The organism is uncultured Sunxiuqinia sp. (assembly GCF_963974515.1).
GTDB lineage: Bacteria > Bacteroidota > Bacteroidia > Bacteroidales > Prolixibacteraceae > Sunxiuqinia.
In genome coordinates this window covers 1-18,940 of the sequence record NZ_CAXBDD010000074.1, presented here as the reverse complement: position 1 = coordinate 18,940, position 18,940 = coordinate 1, and the positions used below count along the sequence as shown (strand labels likewise).

Genomic DNA, 18,940 nt, shown 5'->3' with positions numbered 1-18,940 from the left:
ATAGCTTTCGGCTCTTTGCTTGTCGGAACTGGGCAAATTTGGTTTGATGATTTAACCCACATTGCAGGGGTAGCATCAAAAAACCAATAAAAATCTGTTGATAACCCTGTTTTTATTAACAACTGCTAAATGCGCAAAAACAGACATAGCTGATAATCAACAATATAAGGCTCGGTGCTATTTTGCTTTCCAAATGTTGTACCCCCTCTCTTATTGCTGATAAACAAACAGTTGCATAGCTTAGCAATATGTTTGTCAAGCCATATTTAAAACAGAACAGGACCACCGGCGAACGTTACACGACGTATAAACTGGTGGAGGGCTACAGGATTCATGGACAGGTAACCCACCGAATCATAGTAAGCTTTGGGCGGCTGGACGAACTGGAAACCGATGAACAGAAAAAACTTCTGGGCAAGCGGGTAGAACAATTGATTATAAATGGCGGGAACACTTTATCAACCAGCGATGCAGATGAAAAGATTGAGCAACTTGCCCGATATTTTTTTGAAGAAGTCAGGAGAAAAAAACGGTACGACATAAACCAGTGCAAAGCCGAATGGGAAACGGTCAACATGTCCACATTAAAGAATAAAGATGCCCGCGAAATAGGAGCAGAATGGTTGTGCAAGCAAGCCGTTGACCAGTTGGATATTTGCAATTTCCTGCGTCAGTCGGGCTGGGAAGAAGACCAGATAAACCTGGCTGTTACACACATTATAAGCAGGGCAGTTTACCCGGCATCGGAACTAAAAACCGTTTCCTTTATTAAAGAAAGCTCAGCCATTAGCGAGATAACCGGTTTTGATAAGGAGAAAGTAACAAAAGACAAGCTCTACGGAATATCACATAAGCTGTACCAGATAAAAGACCCTTTGGAACAATACCTTTCACGGCAGACCAACGAACTGTTCGACCTGGAAGACAAAATTATTTTGTACGACTTGACCAATACCTATTTTGAAGGCCGGATGGTGGGTAGCAGGATAGCTAAATTTGGCCGCAGTAAAGAAAAGCGCAGCGATGCCCGGTTAGTAGTATTGGCAGTAGTGATTAACCGTGAAGGGTTTTTAAAATACTCGAACATTTACCAGGGCAATATGGCCGATTGCAAGACACTGGAAGGGATAATAAATGCCCTGAGCCGGCAAACCTCTTTTTCAGGCCGTAAGCCCATTGTAGTTATTGATGCGGGGATTGCAACCGACGATAACCTTTTGATGCTCAAAAATAAAGGATATGACTACATGTGTGTTTCACGCTCCTCGTTAAAAGCATATTATGCAGATACTACGGCAACCCCGGTGCAGATAACCGACAAAAGAAAACAACCCATAGACCTGCTCAAGGTACGGGCAGATGGCGACAGCGACCAGTACCTTTGGGTCAAAAGCCAGGCAAAGAAGATGAAAGAAGACAGCATGAACGGCCTGCTTTCACAACGCTTCGAGCAAGGTATACAAGGTATCCAGGAAGGGATATCCAAAAAAGGTGGCACCAAAAAACTCAACAAGGTTTATGAGCGCATTGGCAGGTTTAAACAGAAATATCCATCGGTTCATACCTGGTACGACATAACCGTATGCGACGACGGCAATGGAACAGCAACATCCATAAGCTGCCGCCATAAAACAGGAGAATCCGACATTAGCCAATCCGGGATATATTTCCTGAGGACTTCCATAATGGAACTTGATGAACATGCATTTTGGTCCATTTATAACAGCATCCGTGAAATAGAGTACACTTTTCGAGTCCTGAAAACAGACCTCGACCTTCGTCCTGTCTATCACAAGACAGATGAAGCCTCTATGGCACACCTGAACCTGGGCATACTGGCGTATTGGTTGGTGGCAACAATAAGATACCAGTTAAAACAAAAAGGCATAAACTCCGACTGGAGAGAAATAGTCCGGAGAATGAACACCCAAAAGTGCGTAACAACAAGTGTGGTGAACATTAAGCAGGAAACCATCTCCGTTCGGCAATGCACCGAACCTACCAAAGAAGTTAAAGCAATTTATGATATACTCAATTACAAGTATGCCCCATTTACCAGAAAAAAATCCGTTGTACCCCCTGCCGAAATTTTAAAAAACAACAGCTCTTAAAATCAAATCATTACAGGATTTATCCTGCAATGTGGGTTAAATTTTGAAATTGTTGATTCATCTGTTCCGACCACAGGAATAGAAATGGAAACAGTATCTTCGGCAAGCTCTTCGCATAATTTAGAGCCAGTTAATCTTGACTTTGAAAGATGAAAAGCATGACAGCAAGCTAGCTACTGAGCATTGAGTTGGGGTGCAGAGATTCTGTGATACGAGATTAGTCAATGGAAAAGGAATACTACACCAGAAGTTCATCGGTCATATTCTTGCTCCTTAGGATTCGCCCTGATGCCGGATTAGTATAACAAACTGAGGATTACTCTCTCTGGTCTTAAGTCGCGAATCAAAATTTATCACGGGTCTGTCAATGTTGTTAGACTTGACAGTTTAAAAGAAATAACAACGGGCGGTTACCTGCCAACCCCGATAAATTGCTTCGAGCCCCAGAGTTAATTCCTGACAATTTCGATTTCGCCGCCCACGCCCAGTTTAATAATGCTTGATGGAGTAGCCGGATTGCTGTCCTCTTGCCGGTATTCAACCACATAGTCGACTGCAGCAAGAATCTCCTGGGTGATTTCATGAAAAACAGCGGGCGCAGGCGTTCCACTGATGTTGGCTGAGGTGGATACAATGGGTTTTTTGAATCGCTGAATGAGTTGGCGGGTAAAATCTTCGGAGCTAATACGGATTCCCATGGTTCCATCTCGGGCGATCAGGTTTTTAGCCAGGTTTTTGGCGCCGGGATAAATGATGGTCAGCGGTTTGTCGCTCAGTTCAATCAGGTCGTAAGCAATTTCCGGGACTTCTTCCACGTAGCGGCTCAAAAAGTTGATGTTTTCCATCAGCACCAGCATGCTTTTTGAATCTTCGCGCTTTTTGATTTGGTAAATGCGTTCCACCGCCTTTTCGTTGGTGGCATCGCACCCAATTCCCCATATGGTGTCGGTTGGGTAGAGGATAATTCCGCCGGAGTGAAGCACTTCAAGTGCTTTTTTAATGTCGTTATGCATGGGCTAATTGGGTATAAAATTGCATGAGTTGTTGTGCGTAGTTTTGCGGTGTGAACCGTTGGGCATTTTGCAGACCTTTTCGAATCAGCTCGTCCCGGTAGGCTTTGTTTTGAACGATTTCTTGAATGCCTTGGTTGATTTCGTCGGCGTTTTGTGCTTCCACATAGTGTGCGCCATCGCCACCGGTTTCGGGTAGGGCACCAGCTTTTGAAGTGATAACCGGACAGCCGCAGGCCTGTGCTTCTACAACCGGCAGGCCAAAGCCTTCAAACACCGAAGGGTAAAGCATCAGCTCAGCCAACTGGTAAAGGTGGCTCAGTTCGCGGTCGGTCACCTGGTGTAAAAAAATGAGCTTGTCCTTCAGCACTTGAATTTGAGGTTGAAGGCTGTCCAGGTAAGGGGTGGATTTGCCCACCACAACCAGCGGAAGTCCATCATCCGCGAGTTCCATAGCTTTGAGAATGGATTCCAGGTTTTTGCGGGCTTCAATGGTCCCAACGGTGAGCATGAATCTGCCGGGAATCTTAAGTTGGCTTTGGGTTTGCTTCAACTCCTCCGGTGGTGTGGCTTCAAAATAAATTGAATTTATGGCTTGGTAAATTACCTCAATCTTACCGGGATTCAGACTGAGATAGTCAACCAGGTCGTTCTTGGTTTGTCGGCTGATCGCTATCACTTTGTCTGCTTCGCGACAGGCATATTCCAGTTTACTGCGGTAGATTTTGCGATCGGCCGGCTGATAAAACTCGGGGTAGCGCATAAAAATCACGTCGTGTACGGTCACCACACTTTTGATGGCCGTTTGCTGAATGCCCAGGGGAAGCTCGTGGCTCAGCCCGTGATAGATGTCTAGTTCGGCTTTTTCGGCCATCCGTGTGATGCGGTAGCTACGCCAGAGTGACTTAAAGGTTTGCCACCAGAAATTATCCGGTTGAACAAGTATGGTGTTTTGCGGGGGATGAAAGTATTGGCTATGGTTTGCGGGGCTGTACAACAGGTAATCATTCTCTGGATAAAAATGCGCCAACGAACAGATGGTGGTCCGACTGTAGTTCCCCAGACCAACGGAATTCAGAAAGGCTCGTTTGGCATCAAAGCCGATTTTTAGTTTTTCATCCATTTGTCAAAAATACAAAATCAGCGTGAACGCAGAGCTTGAAGGTTGATAAAAAGGATCGAATCAAATGGGCTAAATGACGTTGAAGATGGTTGAACACATTCAAAGACAATTGTGTTCCATGGTCTTCGACTGTTTTTTTCCCAAAAAAAAGCCAGACATGAAAACATATCCGGCTTAGACTATAAGGGGAACAAAGTTTATTCAAACTGGTTCGCCGCATCAAAATCGAGGGTGGCAAACAAATCGTCGAATGTTTCCGCCCGGCGAATTTCAACCACTTCGCCATTTGGACGTAGCAGCAACTCCGCAGAGCGGAGCTTACCATTATAGTTGAAGCCCATGGAATGGCCGTGTGCGCCGGTATCGTGAATCACTACCAGGTCGTCGGAGTTGATTTCCGGTAGCAGGCGGTTAATGGCAAATTTATCGTTGTTTTCGCACAGCGAGCCGGTTACGTCGTATAAATGTTTGTGCGGGGCGTTTTCCTTGCCCATCACAGTAATGTGGTGGTAGGCGCCATACAAGGCGGGGCGCATGAGGTTGGCCATGCACGAATCGAGACCGGCATATTTCTTATAGGTTTCCTTAATGTGCAATACTCGGGAAACCAAAAATCCGAAAGGCCCGGTAATGGCGCGTCCCGATTCAAAATAAATCTTCAGCGGATCCAGTCCGTTACCTACAATCAGTTTTTCGTACAGCTCCTTGATACCTTCACTCACCCGGTTCAGGTTCACTGGTCTGTGTTCACTTTTGTATGGAATGCCAATGCCGCCACCCAAGTTGGCAAATTCAAAACGAATATCCAGTTCTTTGGCCAGGTCAACAATCACATCAAAAATGATTTCAGCAGTTTCAACAAAGTAGTCTGCGTCCAACTCATTCGAAGCTACCATGGTATGAATGCCGAAGCGTTTTACGCCTTTGTCTTTCAGTTTCTTGTAGCCCTCGAACAACTGCTCGCGGGTAAATCCGTATTTCGAATCTTCGGGGTTGCCGATAATGGTATTGCCGCCTTTCAGGGCACCGGGATTGTAGCGGAAGCTAACCAGTTCGGGCAGTCCTGTGTGCTTTTCCAGGTAGTCAATGTGTTTGATGTCGTCCAGGTTGATAACAGCGCCCAGTTCCATCGCTTTTTGGAATTCGTAGGCTGGCGTGTCATTGGAGGTGAACATGATTTCTTCGCCGCGCATGCCCACTTTTTCGGCCAGTAACAGCTCGGCCATCGAACTGCAGTCGATACCAAAACCCTGCTTCCGTAAAAGCCGCATCAGGTATGGGTTTGGCGCCGCCTTAATGGCATAATACTCTTTGAAACCTTCGTTCCACGAAAAGGCTTCGTTGAATTTTTGGGCATAATCCAACATGCCTTTTTCATCATAAATATGAAAAGGAGTCGGGTGCTTTTCGATAATCTGTTCCAACTGATCTTTGTCAAAAGGTAATTTTTTTTCCAGCATAAATTGTGATTTTTTGCAAAAAACAAAGATAGGAATTTGCAGAGATTATTTAGAATAAATCTGCATAAGCAGCCGGGCTGTTAACAAACATTTGATATGAACCGGTCCGTGATAGTGGTCTACCTTAAATCCTTCAGCAATTCCTGGCTTAAGTATCCGCTGGCAATTTCTCGGACTTCCCCAGTCATTCGGATTTGCCAGTCTTCTGCGATTTCCAGCCGGAGGGTTCCGCCCGGCATTTTCACGTTCATGTTTCGGTTAGTCAGTCCTTTCTTCACCATCACGGCTGCTACGGCACTCGATGAGCTTCCGGAGGCCAAGGTGTAGCCGGCACCGCGTTCCCAGATCAGGATTTCCACCTCATCGGGCGAAAGCACTTTGGCAAATTGCAGGTTGATGCGGTTTGGAAACTTGGGATGATTCTCAATTTCGCTACCGTACTGTTTGATTTCAGCTTCCGATAACTCATCCTTTAAAATGACGCAGTGCGGATTGCCTACTGATACGCAATTGATCAGGTACGACCGGTCTTTCAAAAACAGGGCTTCGTCCAGACACTCCACCAAGTCGCTGCTTACCGGAACTTTGGCGGCTTCAAAAATGGCCTTTCCCATATCGACCTGGATGGTACGGGCTTTTTCGTTATCCGTCTCCATCACTTCAGCATAGACCACGCCGCCCAAGGTGTCAATGCTAAAGGTTTTGCTTTTGGCAAACCCATAGTCAAACAAATACTTAGCAAAAATGCGGAGGCCATTGCCACTTTTCTCAGCTTCCGAACCATCGGGATTCAGGATGCGCAGGCCGAAGTCGGCTTTCGTGGAATCAACCAAAAGCAAAATGCCATCGGAGCCAAGGCCGTAGTGCACATCACAAATGGTTTGGATGTTTTCGGTGTTCATCTCGAAGCTAATGTCGTGACTATTCATCACGATGTAGTCGTTTCCCAAGCCGTGCGATTTAACGAAAAAGTCTTTCATGAGCATGTTTAATCGGATGTTTCAACAAAAGTAATAAGTGTTTTTGATTTGCGGGATGTTTTTTTGTCTGGTTTGCTGTTCACTTCTTTCAAGTGAGTTTTGCTTCAATAGAAATTCTATAGGGAACGGGTTGAATAACCAGTCAAATTCACTATCGAGAAAAAAAAAGCCTTATTTTATGCATTTAGATCTTAGCAGATGATAATTTAAAAGGGTTATGCTAGTCTCCACAAGAATTTGAATTGAGCCTGAATCTTCAAGCTGGATGGCCTTTGGTGTTTAATCTGCCCGATCTGTGTTCACCAACTTGTTCGCCTGCTGTAGCTTTTGGTGAGCTTGGTGCAGTTGCTGTTTGGCTTGCTCAAAATCTTCCAGCCGTTGGTTGAGGTAGGCATCCTCATTAGACGTGCCGTGGGTGATGAATTCGTCAATCTTTTTGACAATTTCGTCCAGCGTTCGCGTAACGGACTGAAAAAATATTTTTGCTTCGGCAGCCAGTTGCTCCGGCATTTCAAGCGAACCGGTTTTGGCAAAATAGGCGGCATCGGAGCTTTGATAGGCAGCCTCTCGAGTGTGACGTCGCAGGCTGTCGAGATCTTCCCGGGCATCGGTCAGGTGACGGTTGATTTCAGCACGGTCGTATGCCCCATGCAGAAAGCCGAAGTGCCCGGCGGTTCGTTCTGCTGCTTTCAGGGCCCGTTGGCTTTGCCCGGTTGCTTGCCTCAGCGCTTGATCCAACTCTACTTGAGCCGACACGCTTAGCGTAAGCAAAATCACGATGAAAAGAAGGGCTGGCTTTCTTATTTTTGTGTTCGCAGCTTCGAATTGTTTTCCGCAAGTTGTTTGTTTCATTGGGTAAAAGTTTTCCTTAGCAGAACGAAAATCAGCTGTGTCTATTGTTTTGTGTGGGGCATTGGTGTTTCCAGCGCTTGTGCGACCAAAGGTAAAATTCGGGGTGGGCTTGAATCAGGCTTTCAATTTTCCGGACATACCGATGAAGTGTTTCGTTGGGTGGAAGCGATGCCGGGTTTTCTGCAAGCAATTCGAAATGCATGCGGTAGTGTCCCCGCTTCACTTTTTCAACATGCTGGTAAAGCACCGGGAAGTTGGTATGCCGTGCCAGTGCTTCAGGGCCCGGAAAGAAACCGGCCTCCTGGTTCAGGAACGTGGTCCAAAAGTGGGTGTTCTGCAGGGGCCGTTGATCGGCACAGAGCCAGGTGAGCGTTGCGTGTGGCTGTTTTTCGCAGTCCATTATCCTTTTCAGAATTCTCTTGGTTGGCACCAGTTCGCCCCCAAAGCGCCCACGCATTTGGTTAATGTAGGCATCCCAGTTTAGGTTTCGTGCCGGATTGTAAACCAGCAAGCAGTGGTGTTTCAGTAGCTGGGGCAAAATGGCGTTCCACTCCCAGTTGTTGTAGTGCATGGTCAACACGAGCACACTTTTTCCCTCTTTAAAATAATGGTTCACTACGTCAGGATTGGCGACTACCATTCGTTTTTTTAGCTCATCGGGCGAAATGGTTTTCAGCTTGAAGGATTCGAAGAGCAGGTCGCATAAATGGCGATAAAATTTGCGGGCTAGCAGCTTGTTTTCAGAAGCGGATTTCTCGGGAAAAGATTTTTTCAGGTTTTCAATCACCACTTGCTTTCGGTAGTCAAACACGTGGAAAACCAAAGCGGAAGTTACATCGGACAAGGCATAAAGCAAGCGGAAGGGAAGGAGCGACAGCAGTGTCAGTCCGGCAAAGGCGATATGGGTGAGCACTTTTTTCATCCTCGCGGGTTAGGTAAGCGTTCAATGAGCTTGATTCCTTCGGGGCGTTGGTGCTTCCAACGGCGATGCGACCACAGCCAGTATTCGGGGGTTTCCCGGATAATCTTTTCCAAGCGGTCGATGTACGTCAGCAGAATATCGTCGGGTTTTTCTTTCGCCGGCTCAGGAAACAGTTCAATAAATTGGACTTCATACTTGCCACGCCCCACCTTGCGCACGTAGTGAAGAAATACCGGCTGATTGGTTTTCTCCGCGATTTTTTCGGGGCCGCTAAAGAATGGGGTTTCCTGGTTCAGAAACATCGTCCAGAAGCGGGTGTTAGGTGCGGGTGTTTGGTCAGCACCCAGCCAAATGCAGCCCGGGCGTTCGGTTTTATCAAACTGAATTGCTGTTCGGGCCGACTTGTGCACCGGAACAGAAATGGCGCCAAAGCGTTCGCGCATTCCGAGGATGAAGCGTTCCATCTCCTTGTTGTTGCGCACCGGGTTGTAAACCATCAGCAGTTGGTGGTTCGAAAGGCGTTGCAGACTGGCGCTCCACTCCCAGTTGGCGTAGTGCATGCCCAACAAAATAATGCTTTTCTGTTGCCTGAAATATTCCTCCGTTTTTTCTAGGCCGTGGAGCGTAATGCGCTTGTCCAGTTCCTTTTCCGAAATGCTGTGTAGCTTAATGCCTTCCAATCCGATGTCGCAAAGATGGTGATAAAACTTACGGGCAATCGCATCTATCGCCTGTTCACTTTTCTCAGGGAAGGCGTTTCGAAGGTTGGTATAAACCACTTTCTTGCGGTACCCTACGATATGGAAAAGCACAAAGTACATCAGGTCAGACAAGGTGAACAGCACCGGAAAAGGTAGGTACGACAGAGCTGCCAAAAAGGCGATGAGCAGGTGGTTGATGATTCTTTTCACAGGTTCAGTTTTAGCGGTCGTTGCTTTTACAATATAGAATTCCAGACGGCGTTTGCGATTGTTCGGCAACGATGCCGAACTCACTCGGTTAATTTTGGTTTTGCCGCAAGATGCAAAAAATAATTCACCGAGGGAGATGTTTGTTTCAATTAACTGGATTGAATCGATTTGTTTATCTACTTACTTGTTTTTTAAAGGTATTGATCATTTTTCATAAATGACGAAGGAATTTTTAGAGGTAACCAAAGAAAATTTAGAGTTTACCAAGTAATTTTCAGACTAAATCAAATCATCATAGAAGATTGCGAAGTTATTTTCACAATTCACTAAAGTATTTCTGGAGTGATGATCGATATGTTCATATCAGTGTTCAGCAGGACAGGTGTTTAGTCTTCCCTTTCAAGCAGCGGGATGCCGGCTGGGCGCTGGTGTTTCCAGCGGCGGTGCGACCAGAGCCAGTACTCGGGTTGTTCGCGAATAATGGCTTCCATTTTGTCGATGTAGCGAAGCAGTGTTGTTTCGGGTTTTTCCTTATTGGGCTCGCCAATGAGTTCGGTCAGAATAATTTCATATTTTCCGCGGGCCAGTTTTCGGGTGTGATGAAAAAATACCGGCTGGTTGGTTTTGTGGGCAATTTTTTCGGGGCCGCTAAAGAATGGTGTTTCCTGGTTCAGGAACATCGTCCAAAATTTGGAGTTTTCTGCAGGTGTTTGATCGGCTCCAAGCCACAACAACCCGGGACGGTCGGTTTGATCAAACTGGATGGCCATGCGTGCTGATTTGTGCACCGGAACTGTCATTCCTCCGAAACGTTCGCGCATGCTTAAAATGAAATGTTCCATCTCGAAATTGTTGCGTACCGGATTGTACAGCATCAAAAACTGGTGGCTCGAAAGTCGTTGCACAGAGGCTCCCCACTCCCAGTTGTTGTAGTGCATGGCCAGAACAATGACACTCTTTTTCTTCCGAAAATAAGCTTCCATCTTTTCCACGCCGGTCACCTTCAACCGCTTGTCAAGTTCTTCCTCGCTGATGCTGTGCAATTTAATGGCTTCCAGCGACACGTCGCACAAATGATGAAAGTACTTTCTGGCAATCTGGTCAATCTCTTTCTCTGTTTTTTCCGGAAAGGAACGACGCAGGTTCTCGTAAACCACTTGCTTGCGGTATCTGAAAATGTGAAATAGTAAGATGAAGGCTCCATCGGAGATCAGGTACAAAAGCCAAAACGGTAAATATGAGAAGGCTTTAAGGAAGAGAACGATGATGTTATTGAGAAATTTTTGCATGTTTGCAGACTTCAAAATCGTGCAAATTTAGAATTTTTTAAGAAGACCTTGTCGAATATTCTGATAGAAATCGACATCTTCAACCCATGAATCGTGCGGTTGCTATCCGTCTGCCTGATTGATCGGGTTGCACAGCCCGATCATGTGCATGGAATCGTTTGGGTTGTTTTCAAAACGATCGGATGAATGTTTTTAAAACGAATGATATGAAGAATTTTGGATTTACTTCTTTGCTTCTGCTGCTGGTTGTTCCGGCGTTCTCGCAGGTTCAGTTCATCGCTCACCGGGGTGCATCATATTTGGCTCCTGAGAATACGGTCGCTGCTGCCAGGCTGGCCTGGAAGCTGGATGCCGATGCCGTGGAAATCGATATTTACTTGTCCAAAGACGGGCAGGTGGTCGTGAATCATGACCGAACCACCAAACGCACAGGTACAGACAGCCTGGTGATTGCCGAAACTGACTCCGATGAATTGCGCAAGCTGGATGTGGGTCGATGGAAAGACGAAAAATATACCGGTGAAAAAATACCTTTTGTGTCGGAAGTACTGGAAACCGTTCCCAAAGGGAAGAAGCTGGTCATCGAAATTAAGTGTGGCCCCGAAGTGCTTCCGGCCCTGAAAGAGGCAGTGAAAGCCAGCGGAAAGAAAAAGCAAGTTGTTTTTATTGCTTTTGGCTGGGAAACCATTTTGGAAACCAAGAAGCAGTTTCCGAAAAATGAATGCCATTGGCTGAGCTCTAGAGTAGAAGGGTTGGCCGACCGGATGGAAGAGGCAGCTGAATTAGGCTTGGATGGTGTGAACCTGCACCACAAGCTTGTCAGTAAGGGTGTGATGGATCGTGCAAAACAACTAAACCTGGATGTGTTGTGCTGGACGGTTGATGATCCGGTTGAAGCCCGGAGAGTGGCTGATTTGGGTGTTTCAGCAATCACGACTAACCGCCCCGCCTGGTTACGCCAGCAGTTGGATACACTGAAATAGACTCCCCGAATAGTGGGGCGTTCGTGAAAGGTCATTTTGTGGCCATTCACATTTACAAGCTATCGAGCCATTCTTTCAGAAGTTCGGTTGCTTCTATCATTTTAGGGCAATAGGTTTTCAGGAATGTTTCGTCCAGCTCACGGTCCTTCCATTCTGTCATTGCTTTTTCCAGCACCAGCTTTCCTTCAAAATCAACATAAGCCATCCGGCAGGTGAGTTCTTCGGGCTGTCGACCAAAATCCATACCTGGTAAGATAGCGACGCCTGTTTCCTGAAGCAAGGATTCACACAGTTCAAACGAAGTCAGAATTCCTTTGTTTGCCAGTTGAATACGATAGCGGTTGAAATTGGGAAACAGGTAAAAACCACCTTTAGGCGTTGGCATGGTTAGGTGCCATTCCCGGAGTTGGTTGGTCATGTAATTTCCCAATGTTTTCAAAATTCGTCGCGAATGAAACAAGTATTGGTCAATCTCCGGGCGATCCTCAAATGCGGTAATGGCCGCGTACTGAATGGGCGCACTGGTTGAGGTGAACGTCTCGCTGGCAACAATAGCCATGGCATCTTGCAGCCAGCGCAGGTTTTTGGGGAAGGTAAAGGTGCCCAGCCGCCAGCCTCCAGCACCGGCCCATTTGCTCAATCCACTGCTGATAATGGTTCCTTCAGGATAAAACTGGGCAATGGACACGTGCTGGCCGGAATGGTCGAGCAGGCTGTAAATCTCGTCCGAGATCAGGATCAGCTTGTATTTTCGGGCCACGTCGGCCAGTTTTTTCAGGCGCACTTTGGGATAGCTCGATCCGGTGGGGTTGGAGGGATAGTTTAAGATCACCACGCGTGGGCGATCCGGATCCGCCCGGCAAATCAAGTCCAGCTTTTCGGGGCTCAGACGCCAGTCGTTTTCCTCGGTGGTGGGCACCCAGGTCACATGCCGCCCGGCAATGCGTGCTTGTGGCGAGTACGAAACCCAACTGGGTGTTGGGATAATCAATTCGCCATAGTACACCAGTTGCAGAATAAAAATCAGTTCTTTCGATCCGGGACCAATCATGATGTCATCGGGTGAGCAGATAATCCCCTGGTGACGGAAGTTAAATTTTGCAATGGCTTCGCGCAGCGGCAATAGTCCTTTCACCGATAAATAGTCTTTTTGGTGAGCGTTTTGCCGCAGCGCTTCCTGCACAAGATCGGGAACGGGGAAGGGAGACTGCCCCAGTCCCAGTTTATATACGGTTTTTCCCTGTTTGATGAGTTCATTACTCCGCTCGTTTATTTGGAGGGTGGCGGATTGACTTAGGCCGCGCACATTTAAGTTTAGGTTGACAATGGGATTGTTTTTGCGGATTTTTGGCATAATCGATGGCTTTTTTCTGATAAATGGTTATACCCAGCTTTCCGTTAAATGGTTTCTATTGAATCAGGCATGTCTTTTAAGTATCTGTAAATTAGTTTTATATATGAAAAACAATGGCGTCGAAAGGTTATCCACCAGTCATGAGTTAGTCGATAGGGCGCGCCACCAGAATGCCGGTGTAGCTTTTTTTAGCTTGAAGAAAATCAGCCAACGGTTTGTCCGAGATCACCACCTGGTTGCTTGCTGTTGAGGCATGCATCAAATGAATCCGGCCTCCCACTTCAACCAAAATGCCAACATGGGTTACATCCAATCCTTTAATGCTGGTGGCCAGTCCAACCAAATCACCTTCCCGTAATTTCGATTCCTTGTTTTCAACTTCGTCTTTGGGGACAAAAAAATAGCTGCGTGCTGAGATTACTTTTTCCTGTTCGGCCAGTGTGCTGATCAATTCGGGATTTTTTTTCAATACCGGGTAGCTTTCCGGATGAGTCGACATGAAATTGACCATCAAATCCAGTGGCTGTCCAAAATCCTTGGCCGCCTGGCAGATCAAGCCTTTTTGTTCGTTATCGTAAATCCAGTCGCTGAAGTAGTGTAGCCGCGAGAGGTATCCGTCGCGCTGTCCTTCACGGTATCGCAGGTTTTCAAGTTCGTGGGTAAAGGTTGAAAAGTCAGCGTTGTTACTTTTTAGCGTCCGGGCAATCGCCAGTGCAGCTTCGGCAAAAGTAGTACAGTCCAGTCCTTCCAACTCAATCGTTAGCGGTTCGCCTTTGCCATGCTCCAGTGTCTGCTCTTCGTACGCCACACCCAACAATTGCCGGCCTGCGTCAGCAACCAACTTTCCCATGGGTTGATCGGTCCTGTCGGCAAGTTTGGTTATGACCGATTGAAATTTCACACTGTCGGCTAGTTGACACACTAGATCGGACTGGCTGGTTTGCTCTGGCTGGGCTGTTTGGCAGGCAAAGAGTACGAGAATACTGTAGCTTATGAAGGCTGTTCTGATCATGGCTGATGGATTTGGTGTTGAAATTACAAAAATAAACTTCGATCGCAAGGTAGGGTAAGCGCGTTTTTAAACGGTTAAGGAGTGAAAAGCAGCAATTATTGCTTAACTTTTCAGGGCGAAAAGCCACAAGGCTGAAAAGGAAGAGTTTCGAAACCAAGATGATTTGACCTTGACAAAGTACGAGTTTAAAACGTTGTTTGACCAGCATTTCGATGCAATTCGAAATTACATCTATTATCGGTCGGGCGATTCGGATTTGGCGACAGATTTGGCTCAGGATGTGTTTTTGCGGCTGTGGGAAAAACAGCCGGATTATCATCCCAAAGCTACGGTCGGCTTGCTCTACAAAATGGCAGGTGATGAGTTTATATCTCAATATCGCCGGCAAAAATTGGAGCTGAATTACAAAAACTCGTTGGCATTTTCGATGGAAGAAGACGTTTCGCCTGAAGAGGAATTGGAATACAAAGAGTTGCAGCAGCGCTATGAAAAAGCATTGGCCGGATTACCGGAAAAGCAGCGGGTGGTTTTTTTAATGAGCCGAATGGATGGCCTAAAGTACCATGAGATTGCAGATCGCTTAAGCATCAGTGTAAAGGCGGTAGAAAAGCGAATGAAAAGTGCCCTTGATGATCTGAAATCGAAATTCAAAGAAAAATGAAACGAGCATTTAAAAAGCGCAGCAAACAGCATGATCAGCTGGCCGGTGGCGAGTTCCATTGAATGCCATTGAAAAATAAAAATCGAATGAGATGAAAAACGGGACGAACAATAGCAACCAAACAGACAAGATCCTGGCAAACCTGGATCGGCTGAATAACCGGCTGGAGATTCCGTACTCCCGGTCGAAGGCTGATGTGTGGGAGGCGATGGAATCGCAACTGGAAACGAAGGCTCCGGTGAAAGCCATCAAGCTGGTTCACCGGCAAGTGTTTCGCTTGGCGATGGCCGCCTCTGTTTTGCTGGTGGTTGGCCTGGTCGGGTTGATACGCTTTTATGCTGTTGATGTGGCAACCAATCCCGGACAGCAGCTGTTGGTCGATTTGCCGGATGGCTCAACCGTTCATCTGAGTGCCGTTTCTACGGTGAGCTACCACCCATACTGGTGGCGGTTTGCACGCGAACTTAGCTTGGAGGGGGAAGCTTTTTTCGAGGTGGAATCGGGAAGTCGTTTTACAGTCAATTCGGCCATGGGGGCTACTTCTGTGTTGGGTACCCGATTCAATATTTATGCACGCGGCGAATCGTACCGAGTGGCTTGTCAAACCGGGAAAGTGAAAGTGGTTGGGCAGCAGACCGGGGCGGAAGTGATTCTGACAGCCAATGAAAAGGCTGAGTTAAAAGCCGGAAATGGCTTCGACGTGCAACGGGGAATTAATTTTGAAGCCGAAGCTGCCTGGATTAATGATGAGTTTGATTTTAAAAATAAACCATTGGCGGAAGTTCTGGAAGAGGTGGAACGGCAATATGGAGTGCGAATTCAAGGTAAGGATGTGTTGAATGATGGAACTTACGATGCTTCCATTTCCGGGCGTTTAGTTCGGTCTGAACTGAATGCAGAATCCATGCTGGACATGATTTGTACGATTTATAATCTTAAATTTGAAAAGATTAATTCAAACGAATACCGGATTCGTCGAAATGAGTAAATCAACTTGAAAAAGAAGATCCTACTGCTCAGTTTACTCTTTTCAACTTTGCTGACGGCAGCGCAGCAGGTTGAAATGGATTATCAGGAACAAAGTCTGAGCAGTATTCTTATTGACTTTTGCGAACGGTACGAACTGCAATATTCGCTGGATGACCGATATTTTTCGAACTTCACGGTAACAGTCTCACGGCAGTTTCCTTCACCTGAGGAAGCGTTTGATTATTTGTTGCAGGAACTTCCGGCGGCCTATAAAAAAGTGGGCTCTGTCTATCTTTTTTATCAGAATCAGTCGGCTGCCGTTCAAAAGGCTTACACTTTGAGTGGCCGCTTCACCGATAAATTCACCTCGGAATCTTTGCCCTATACCCATGTGATGGTTGATGGAACAGGGCTGATTAGCGATCAGGAAGGGAATTTCTCTTTTGTTGGATCAGGCGCTCAATTTCATTTACAAGCCTCTTACTTAGGATATTTTTTGCTCGATACGCTAGTTTTAGCTGGAACACACCACCAGTTTTTGCTAAGCCCTTCCAATTTTAGCATTCGTGAGATTGAGATAAAAGGATTGAAAGTTGTCCGCTCGTTGCAGGTTGGAAACAGGGCAGGGGTGTTACGCCTGAATCATCAAGTCGCACAGTTTCTGCCAGGTAATGGCGACAACTCCATTTTCAACTTGCTGCGTTTGCAACCCGGCATTTTGGCTGCCGGCGAACAGTCGAACGACCTGGTGATTTGGGGCAGTTACGAAGGTCAAAGCCAGGTGCTGTTTGATGGCTTTACCTTGTTTGGTATGAAAAATTTTAATGACAATATTAGTGCGGTTAACCCATTGATGGCGAAAGATATTCAGGTATTGAAAGGGGCTTACGGTGCAGATCAGGGCGGACGGGTTGGCGGCCTGGTGAATATTACGGGCCTGGATGGTGATTTAAACCGGCCTCGTCTGAAATTAAGTCTGAACAACATGACGCTGAATGGGTTGTTAAGCGTGCCGATAGCTCAGCAGTCGGCACTCACCGTTGCTTTTCGGCAAACCTACTACGAATTGTACGATTCCAAACAGCTTTCCTTTCGTAGCGGACGTTCGGGCAATTCGGCCAACACCAGCGAACGGACGATCTATCCGGATTACAATTTTCGTGATCTGAATTTGAAATACTCGGGAACCAATTCGAACGGCGACTCTTATGGCATCAGCGCTTTGCTGAGCGAAGACCGTTTTTCGTATTTGCTGGATCTGGAAAGCGAGCAGTCAAGATTTAACTACGAAGATCATGAGCACAATAAGCAATATGCGGTTTCCGGTTTTTTACAGAAGCGTTGGACTGATGGAAGCCGAAGTAAGTTGTCGGCGGCCTATTCCATTCTCGATAAGGAAGTCAGAACCCTACGCGCCATTGGCCGGCAGCAGTCGGGGCAGGGCGGGCAGGGCCATGGTCCGGGGCAGGGGCCTGGAGATTCCGAAAGTGTGGTCAATGAAGATCAGACGCTGTGGAATTCGGTGGCAGAAGGGAGCATCAGCCTGACGCATCAGCTGGCTTTGGCTGAACAGCATCAGCTGGAGCTGGGTGCCGGTTGGGTGGTCAATCCCATTGAGTTTATGGAAGACTCTTTTCAGGTTCAGCGGGTTGATCAGCGGGTTGAAGCTTCGCGCCTGAATGTCTACATTCAGGATGCGATATCGGTAGGTTCCCGGCTCGAACTCAAACTAGGTTTGCGCGCCAATTATTCGCTGAACCTCGACAAATGGTATTGGCAACCACGAGCTTCGGCTAGCTTGACACTGACTGAAGGAGTGAAGTTCAACTTGGCCGCGGGCCGGCACAATCAGTTTATCACACGTAGTTCGTTAGTGGACGGTGTTGGTAACTATCACTATTTGTGGTCGGTTTGCAATGACCAGTCTTTGCCTGTTTTGGAGGCAACTCATGGCGTGGCCGGACTGACCTTCCATCGAAACAGTTTCACCCTGAGCGTAGAGGGTTTTATGAAGCAAACGGATGGACTAACACGCTACATCGAACGGTTTGAAGAGCCGAGCTTGTATCGTGGGGAAAGTAAATCCAGGGGGGTCGATTTTTTTGTGAAGCAAGAATATAAGGGACATTCAGCCTGGATGACCTATACGCTGAGCGAAACCCTGGAGAAGTTTGCTTATTTTGATCAGTCTGTTTTTCAGCGGGCTTTACACGATCAGCGGCACGAGCTGAAGGGAGCCCTTTTGCTGAATTTCAATCCAGTGCGTCTGTCTTCCAGCTATGTTTTTGGCTCCGGCTTTCCGGATCCGCGACCGCTGATCGATGGAGATTTTGAGCGGGATTATCATCGCTTGGATGTCGCTGCTGCCTACCAATGGGATTCCCGAACGTTTACGCTTGAGACAGGGATTTCGATTTTGAATGTACTGAATCATGCCAACTTAAAGTACGCCAACTTCATTGTGTTGCCCGAGGAACAGGATGTTTCGCTAAACCTTCATGCCGAGGCAATTCCCTTTACGCCAACGGTTTTTCTCAACGTTTTCTTTTGAGATCGAACTGAACCAGCGATATTCTGTAGCGGAGATTCGTCCCCCAAAAAAATCGATGTTTAAAAAAACATAGTTTCAAAAAAATATTCGTAGAACAGGGTAGGGTAAAATCAATCTTATGCGGTTAGCAGATGAAAGACAGTCAAAAGAAATCATAAAAAAGCACGCACTATGAAAACAATTATGAGAGCATTCGCAGTACTGGCCCTGATTGCAGGGATGACAATCACCACCGTATGGGCCCAGGGAAATGGTGACCAAATTCGTGACCGAATCCATCAGGATTCGGACGGTGACCAAGACAAAGATCAAGACCGGGATCGCCTCCGTTTGCAAGATCAAACGCTGAAGCTTACCGGTGAGCAACAGGCCATATTGAATAAGGCACGCGCCAATGGACAGGAGTTTAGAGAAGCTTTCCGGGCTACTTTCTCCGAAGAACAGTTGGCTATTTTAGAAAACACCGAGATGACCCGCGAGGAAAAACGGGCAGCTTTGCAGGCATCGTTTAGTGCCGAACAAAAAGAAATGCTCGAAGCTCATCAGCAACTTCGCCTGGAGCATCGGGAACAAATGCAGGCCAATATGGGCGAAGGTCAGATGCAACAAGTCCGGAAACGTTTACAGCAGCACCAGGAAAACTCCGATGGACTCGGTGACGGAGTGCAGCAACGAATCCGGAATCAAGTTCATCAATCAACCCAAGCCCAAATGGAAGAGCAAGTGAAGGAACAGGCTCAACAGCAAGCTCA

The 18,940-nt window shown here is 46.9% G+C and carries 16 protein-coding genes; 6 read left to right on the top strand and 10 right to left on the bottom strand.

The genetic code is table 11. The annotated features are described in order from the left end of the window. Window positions 1–248 precede the first annotated feature (248 nt). The gene (locus AAC033_RS14165; RefSeq protein ID WP_339739232.1) at window positions 249–2,111 is read left to right on the top strand and encodes an IS1634 family transposase; all 1,863 of its coding nucleotides are present in this window, start codon (window positions 249–251) and stop codon (window positions 2,109–2,111) included. Window positions 2,112–2,560: 449 nt separating this feature from the next. Here the strand turns inward: AAC033_RS14165 and AAC033_RS14160 are convergent, their stop codons facing one another. The 8 genes from AAC033_RS14160 to AAC033_RS14125 form a co-directional block, all read right to left on the bottom strand. Further along, window positions 2,561–3,124: an L-threonylcarbamoyladenylate synthase gene (locus AAC033_RS14160; protein WP_339739230.1), complete on the bottom strand. Its 564-nt coding sequence runs from the start codon at window positions 3,122–3,124 to the stop codon at window positions 2,561–2,563. Next, window positions 3,117–4,244 (bottom strand): glycosyltransferase family 1 protein, encoded by a 1,128-nt coding sequence (locus AAC033_RS14155; RefSeq protein ID WP_339739228.1) that lies wholly within the window; start codon window positions 4,242–4,244, stop codon window positions 3,117–3,119. The genes AAC033_RS14160 and AAC033_RS14155 overlap by 8 nt, the downstream gene beginning before the upstream one ends. A 197-nt stretch (window positions 4,245–4,441) precedes the next feature. Beyond that, complete coding sequence (locus tag AAC033_RS14150; protein WP_339739226.1) at window positions 4,442–5,704, bottom strand: diaminopimelate decarboxylase; 1,263 nt, start codon at window positions 5,702–5,704, stop codon at window positions 4,442–4,444. Window positions 5,705–5,823: 119 nt separating this feature from the next. Continuing rightward, on the bottom strand, window positions 5,824–6,684 hold the full coding sequence (gene dapF, locus AAC033_RS14145; protein ID WP_339739224.1) for a diaminopimelate epimerase: 861 nt from the start codon (window positions 6,682–6,684) through the stop codon (window positions 5,824–5,826). A 279-nt stretch (window positions 6,685–6,963) separates the two neighbouring features. Continuing rightward, on the bottom strand, window positions 6,964–7,536 hold the full coding sequence (locus AAC033_RS14140) for a hypothetical protein (protein ID WP_339739222.1): 573 nt from the start codon (window positions 7,534–7,536) through the stop codon (window positions 6,964–6,966). Between the two features lie 31 nt (window positions 7,537–7,567). Then, window positions 7,568–8,458, bottom strand: coding sequence for a lysophospholipid acyltransferase family protein (locus tag AAC033_RS14135; protein WP_339739220.1), 891 nt, complete (start codon window positions 8,456–8,458; stop codon window positions 7,568–7,570). Next, window positions 8,455–9,369, bottom strand: a complete 915-nt coding sequence (locus AAC033_RS14130) for a lysophospholipid acyltransferase family protein (RefSeq protein WP_339739218.1) — start codon at window positions 9,367–9,369, stop codon at window positions 8,455–8,457. Before AAC033_RS14130 ends, AAC033_RS14135 begins: the two co-directional genes overlap by 4 nt. Window positions 9,370–9,755: 386 nt before the next feature. Further along, a complete protein-coding gene (locus AAC033_RS14125; RefSeq protein WP_339739216.1) occupies window positions 9,756–10,658 on the bottom strand; it encodes a lysophospholipid acyltransferase family protein in 903 nt (300 codons plus the stop codon). Between the two features lie 206 nt (window positions 10,659–10,864). Here AAC033_RS14125 and AAC033_RS14120 point away from each other — a divergent pair, with 206 nt between their 5' ends. Continuing rightward, window positions 10,865–11,641 (top strand): glycerophosphodiester phosphodiesterase, encoded by a 777-nt coding sequence (locus AAC033_RS14120; protein WP_339739214.1) that lies wholly within the window; start codon window positions 10,865–10,867, stop codon window positions 11,639–11,641. Window positions 11,642–11,693: 52 nt separating this feature from the next. Here the strand turns inward: AAC033_RS14120 and AAC033_RS14115 are convergent, their stop codons facing one another. Continuing rightward, on the bottom strand, window positions 11,694–12,995 hold the full coding sequence (locus tag AAC033_RS14115) for an aminotransferase class I/II-fold pyridoxal phosphate-dependent enzyme (RefSeq protein WP_339739211.1): 1,302 nt from the start codon (window positions 12,993–12,995) through the stop codon (window positions 11,694–11,696). Window positions 12,996–13,140: 145 nt separating this feature from the next. After that, window positions 13,141–14,007 carry an N-acetylmuramoyl-L-alanine amidase-like domain-containing protein gene (locus AAC033_RS14110; RefSeq protein WP_339739209.1) on the bottom strand — a complete coding sequence of 289 codons (867 nt, stop codon included), beginning with the start codon at window positions 14,005–14,007 and terminating at the stop codon, window positions 13,141–13,143. 163 nt (window positions 14,008–14,170) lie between these two features. On the opposite strand from AAC033_RS14110, the gene AAC033_RS14105 reads away from it, so the two are divergent. The 4 genes from AAC033_RS14105 to AAC033_RS14090 form a co-directional block, all read left to right on the top strand. Further along, window positions 14,171–14,668, top strand: a complete 498-nt coding sequence (locus AAC033_RS14105; RefSeq protein WP_339739207.1) for an RNA polymerase sigma-70 factor — start codon at window positions 14,171–14,173, stop codon at window positions 14,666–14,668. Window positions 14,669–14,759: 91 nt separating this feature from the next. Beyond that, window positions 14,760–15,656: a FecR domain-containing protein gene (locus AAC033_RS14100; RefSeq protein ID WP_339739205.1), complete on the top strand. Its 897-nt coding sequence runs from the start codon at window positions 14,760–14,762 to the stop codon at window positions 15,654–15,656. A 6-nt stretch (window positions 15,657–15,662) separates the two neighbouring features. Continuing rightward, window positions 15,663–18,188 carry a TonB-dependent receptor gene (locus AAC033_RS14095; protein ID WP_339739203.1) on the top strand — a complete coding sequence of 842 codons (2,526 nt, stop codon included), beginning with the start codon at window positions 15,663–15,665 and terminating at the stop codon, window positions 18,186–18,188. A gap of 171 nt (window positions 18,189–18,359) precedes the next feature. Beyond that, on the top strand, window positions 18,360–18,940 hold a 581-nt coding region (locus tag AAC033_RS14090), incomplete at its 3' end, for a hypothetical protein (RefSeq protein WP_339739201.1).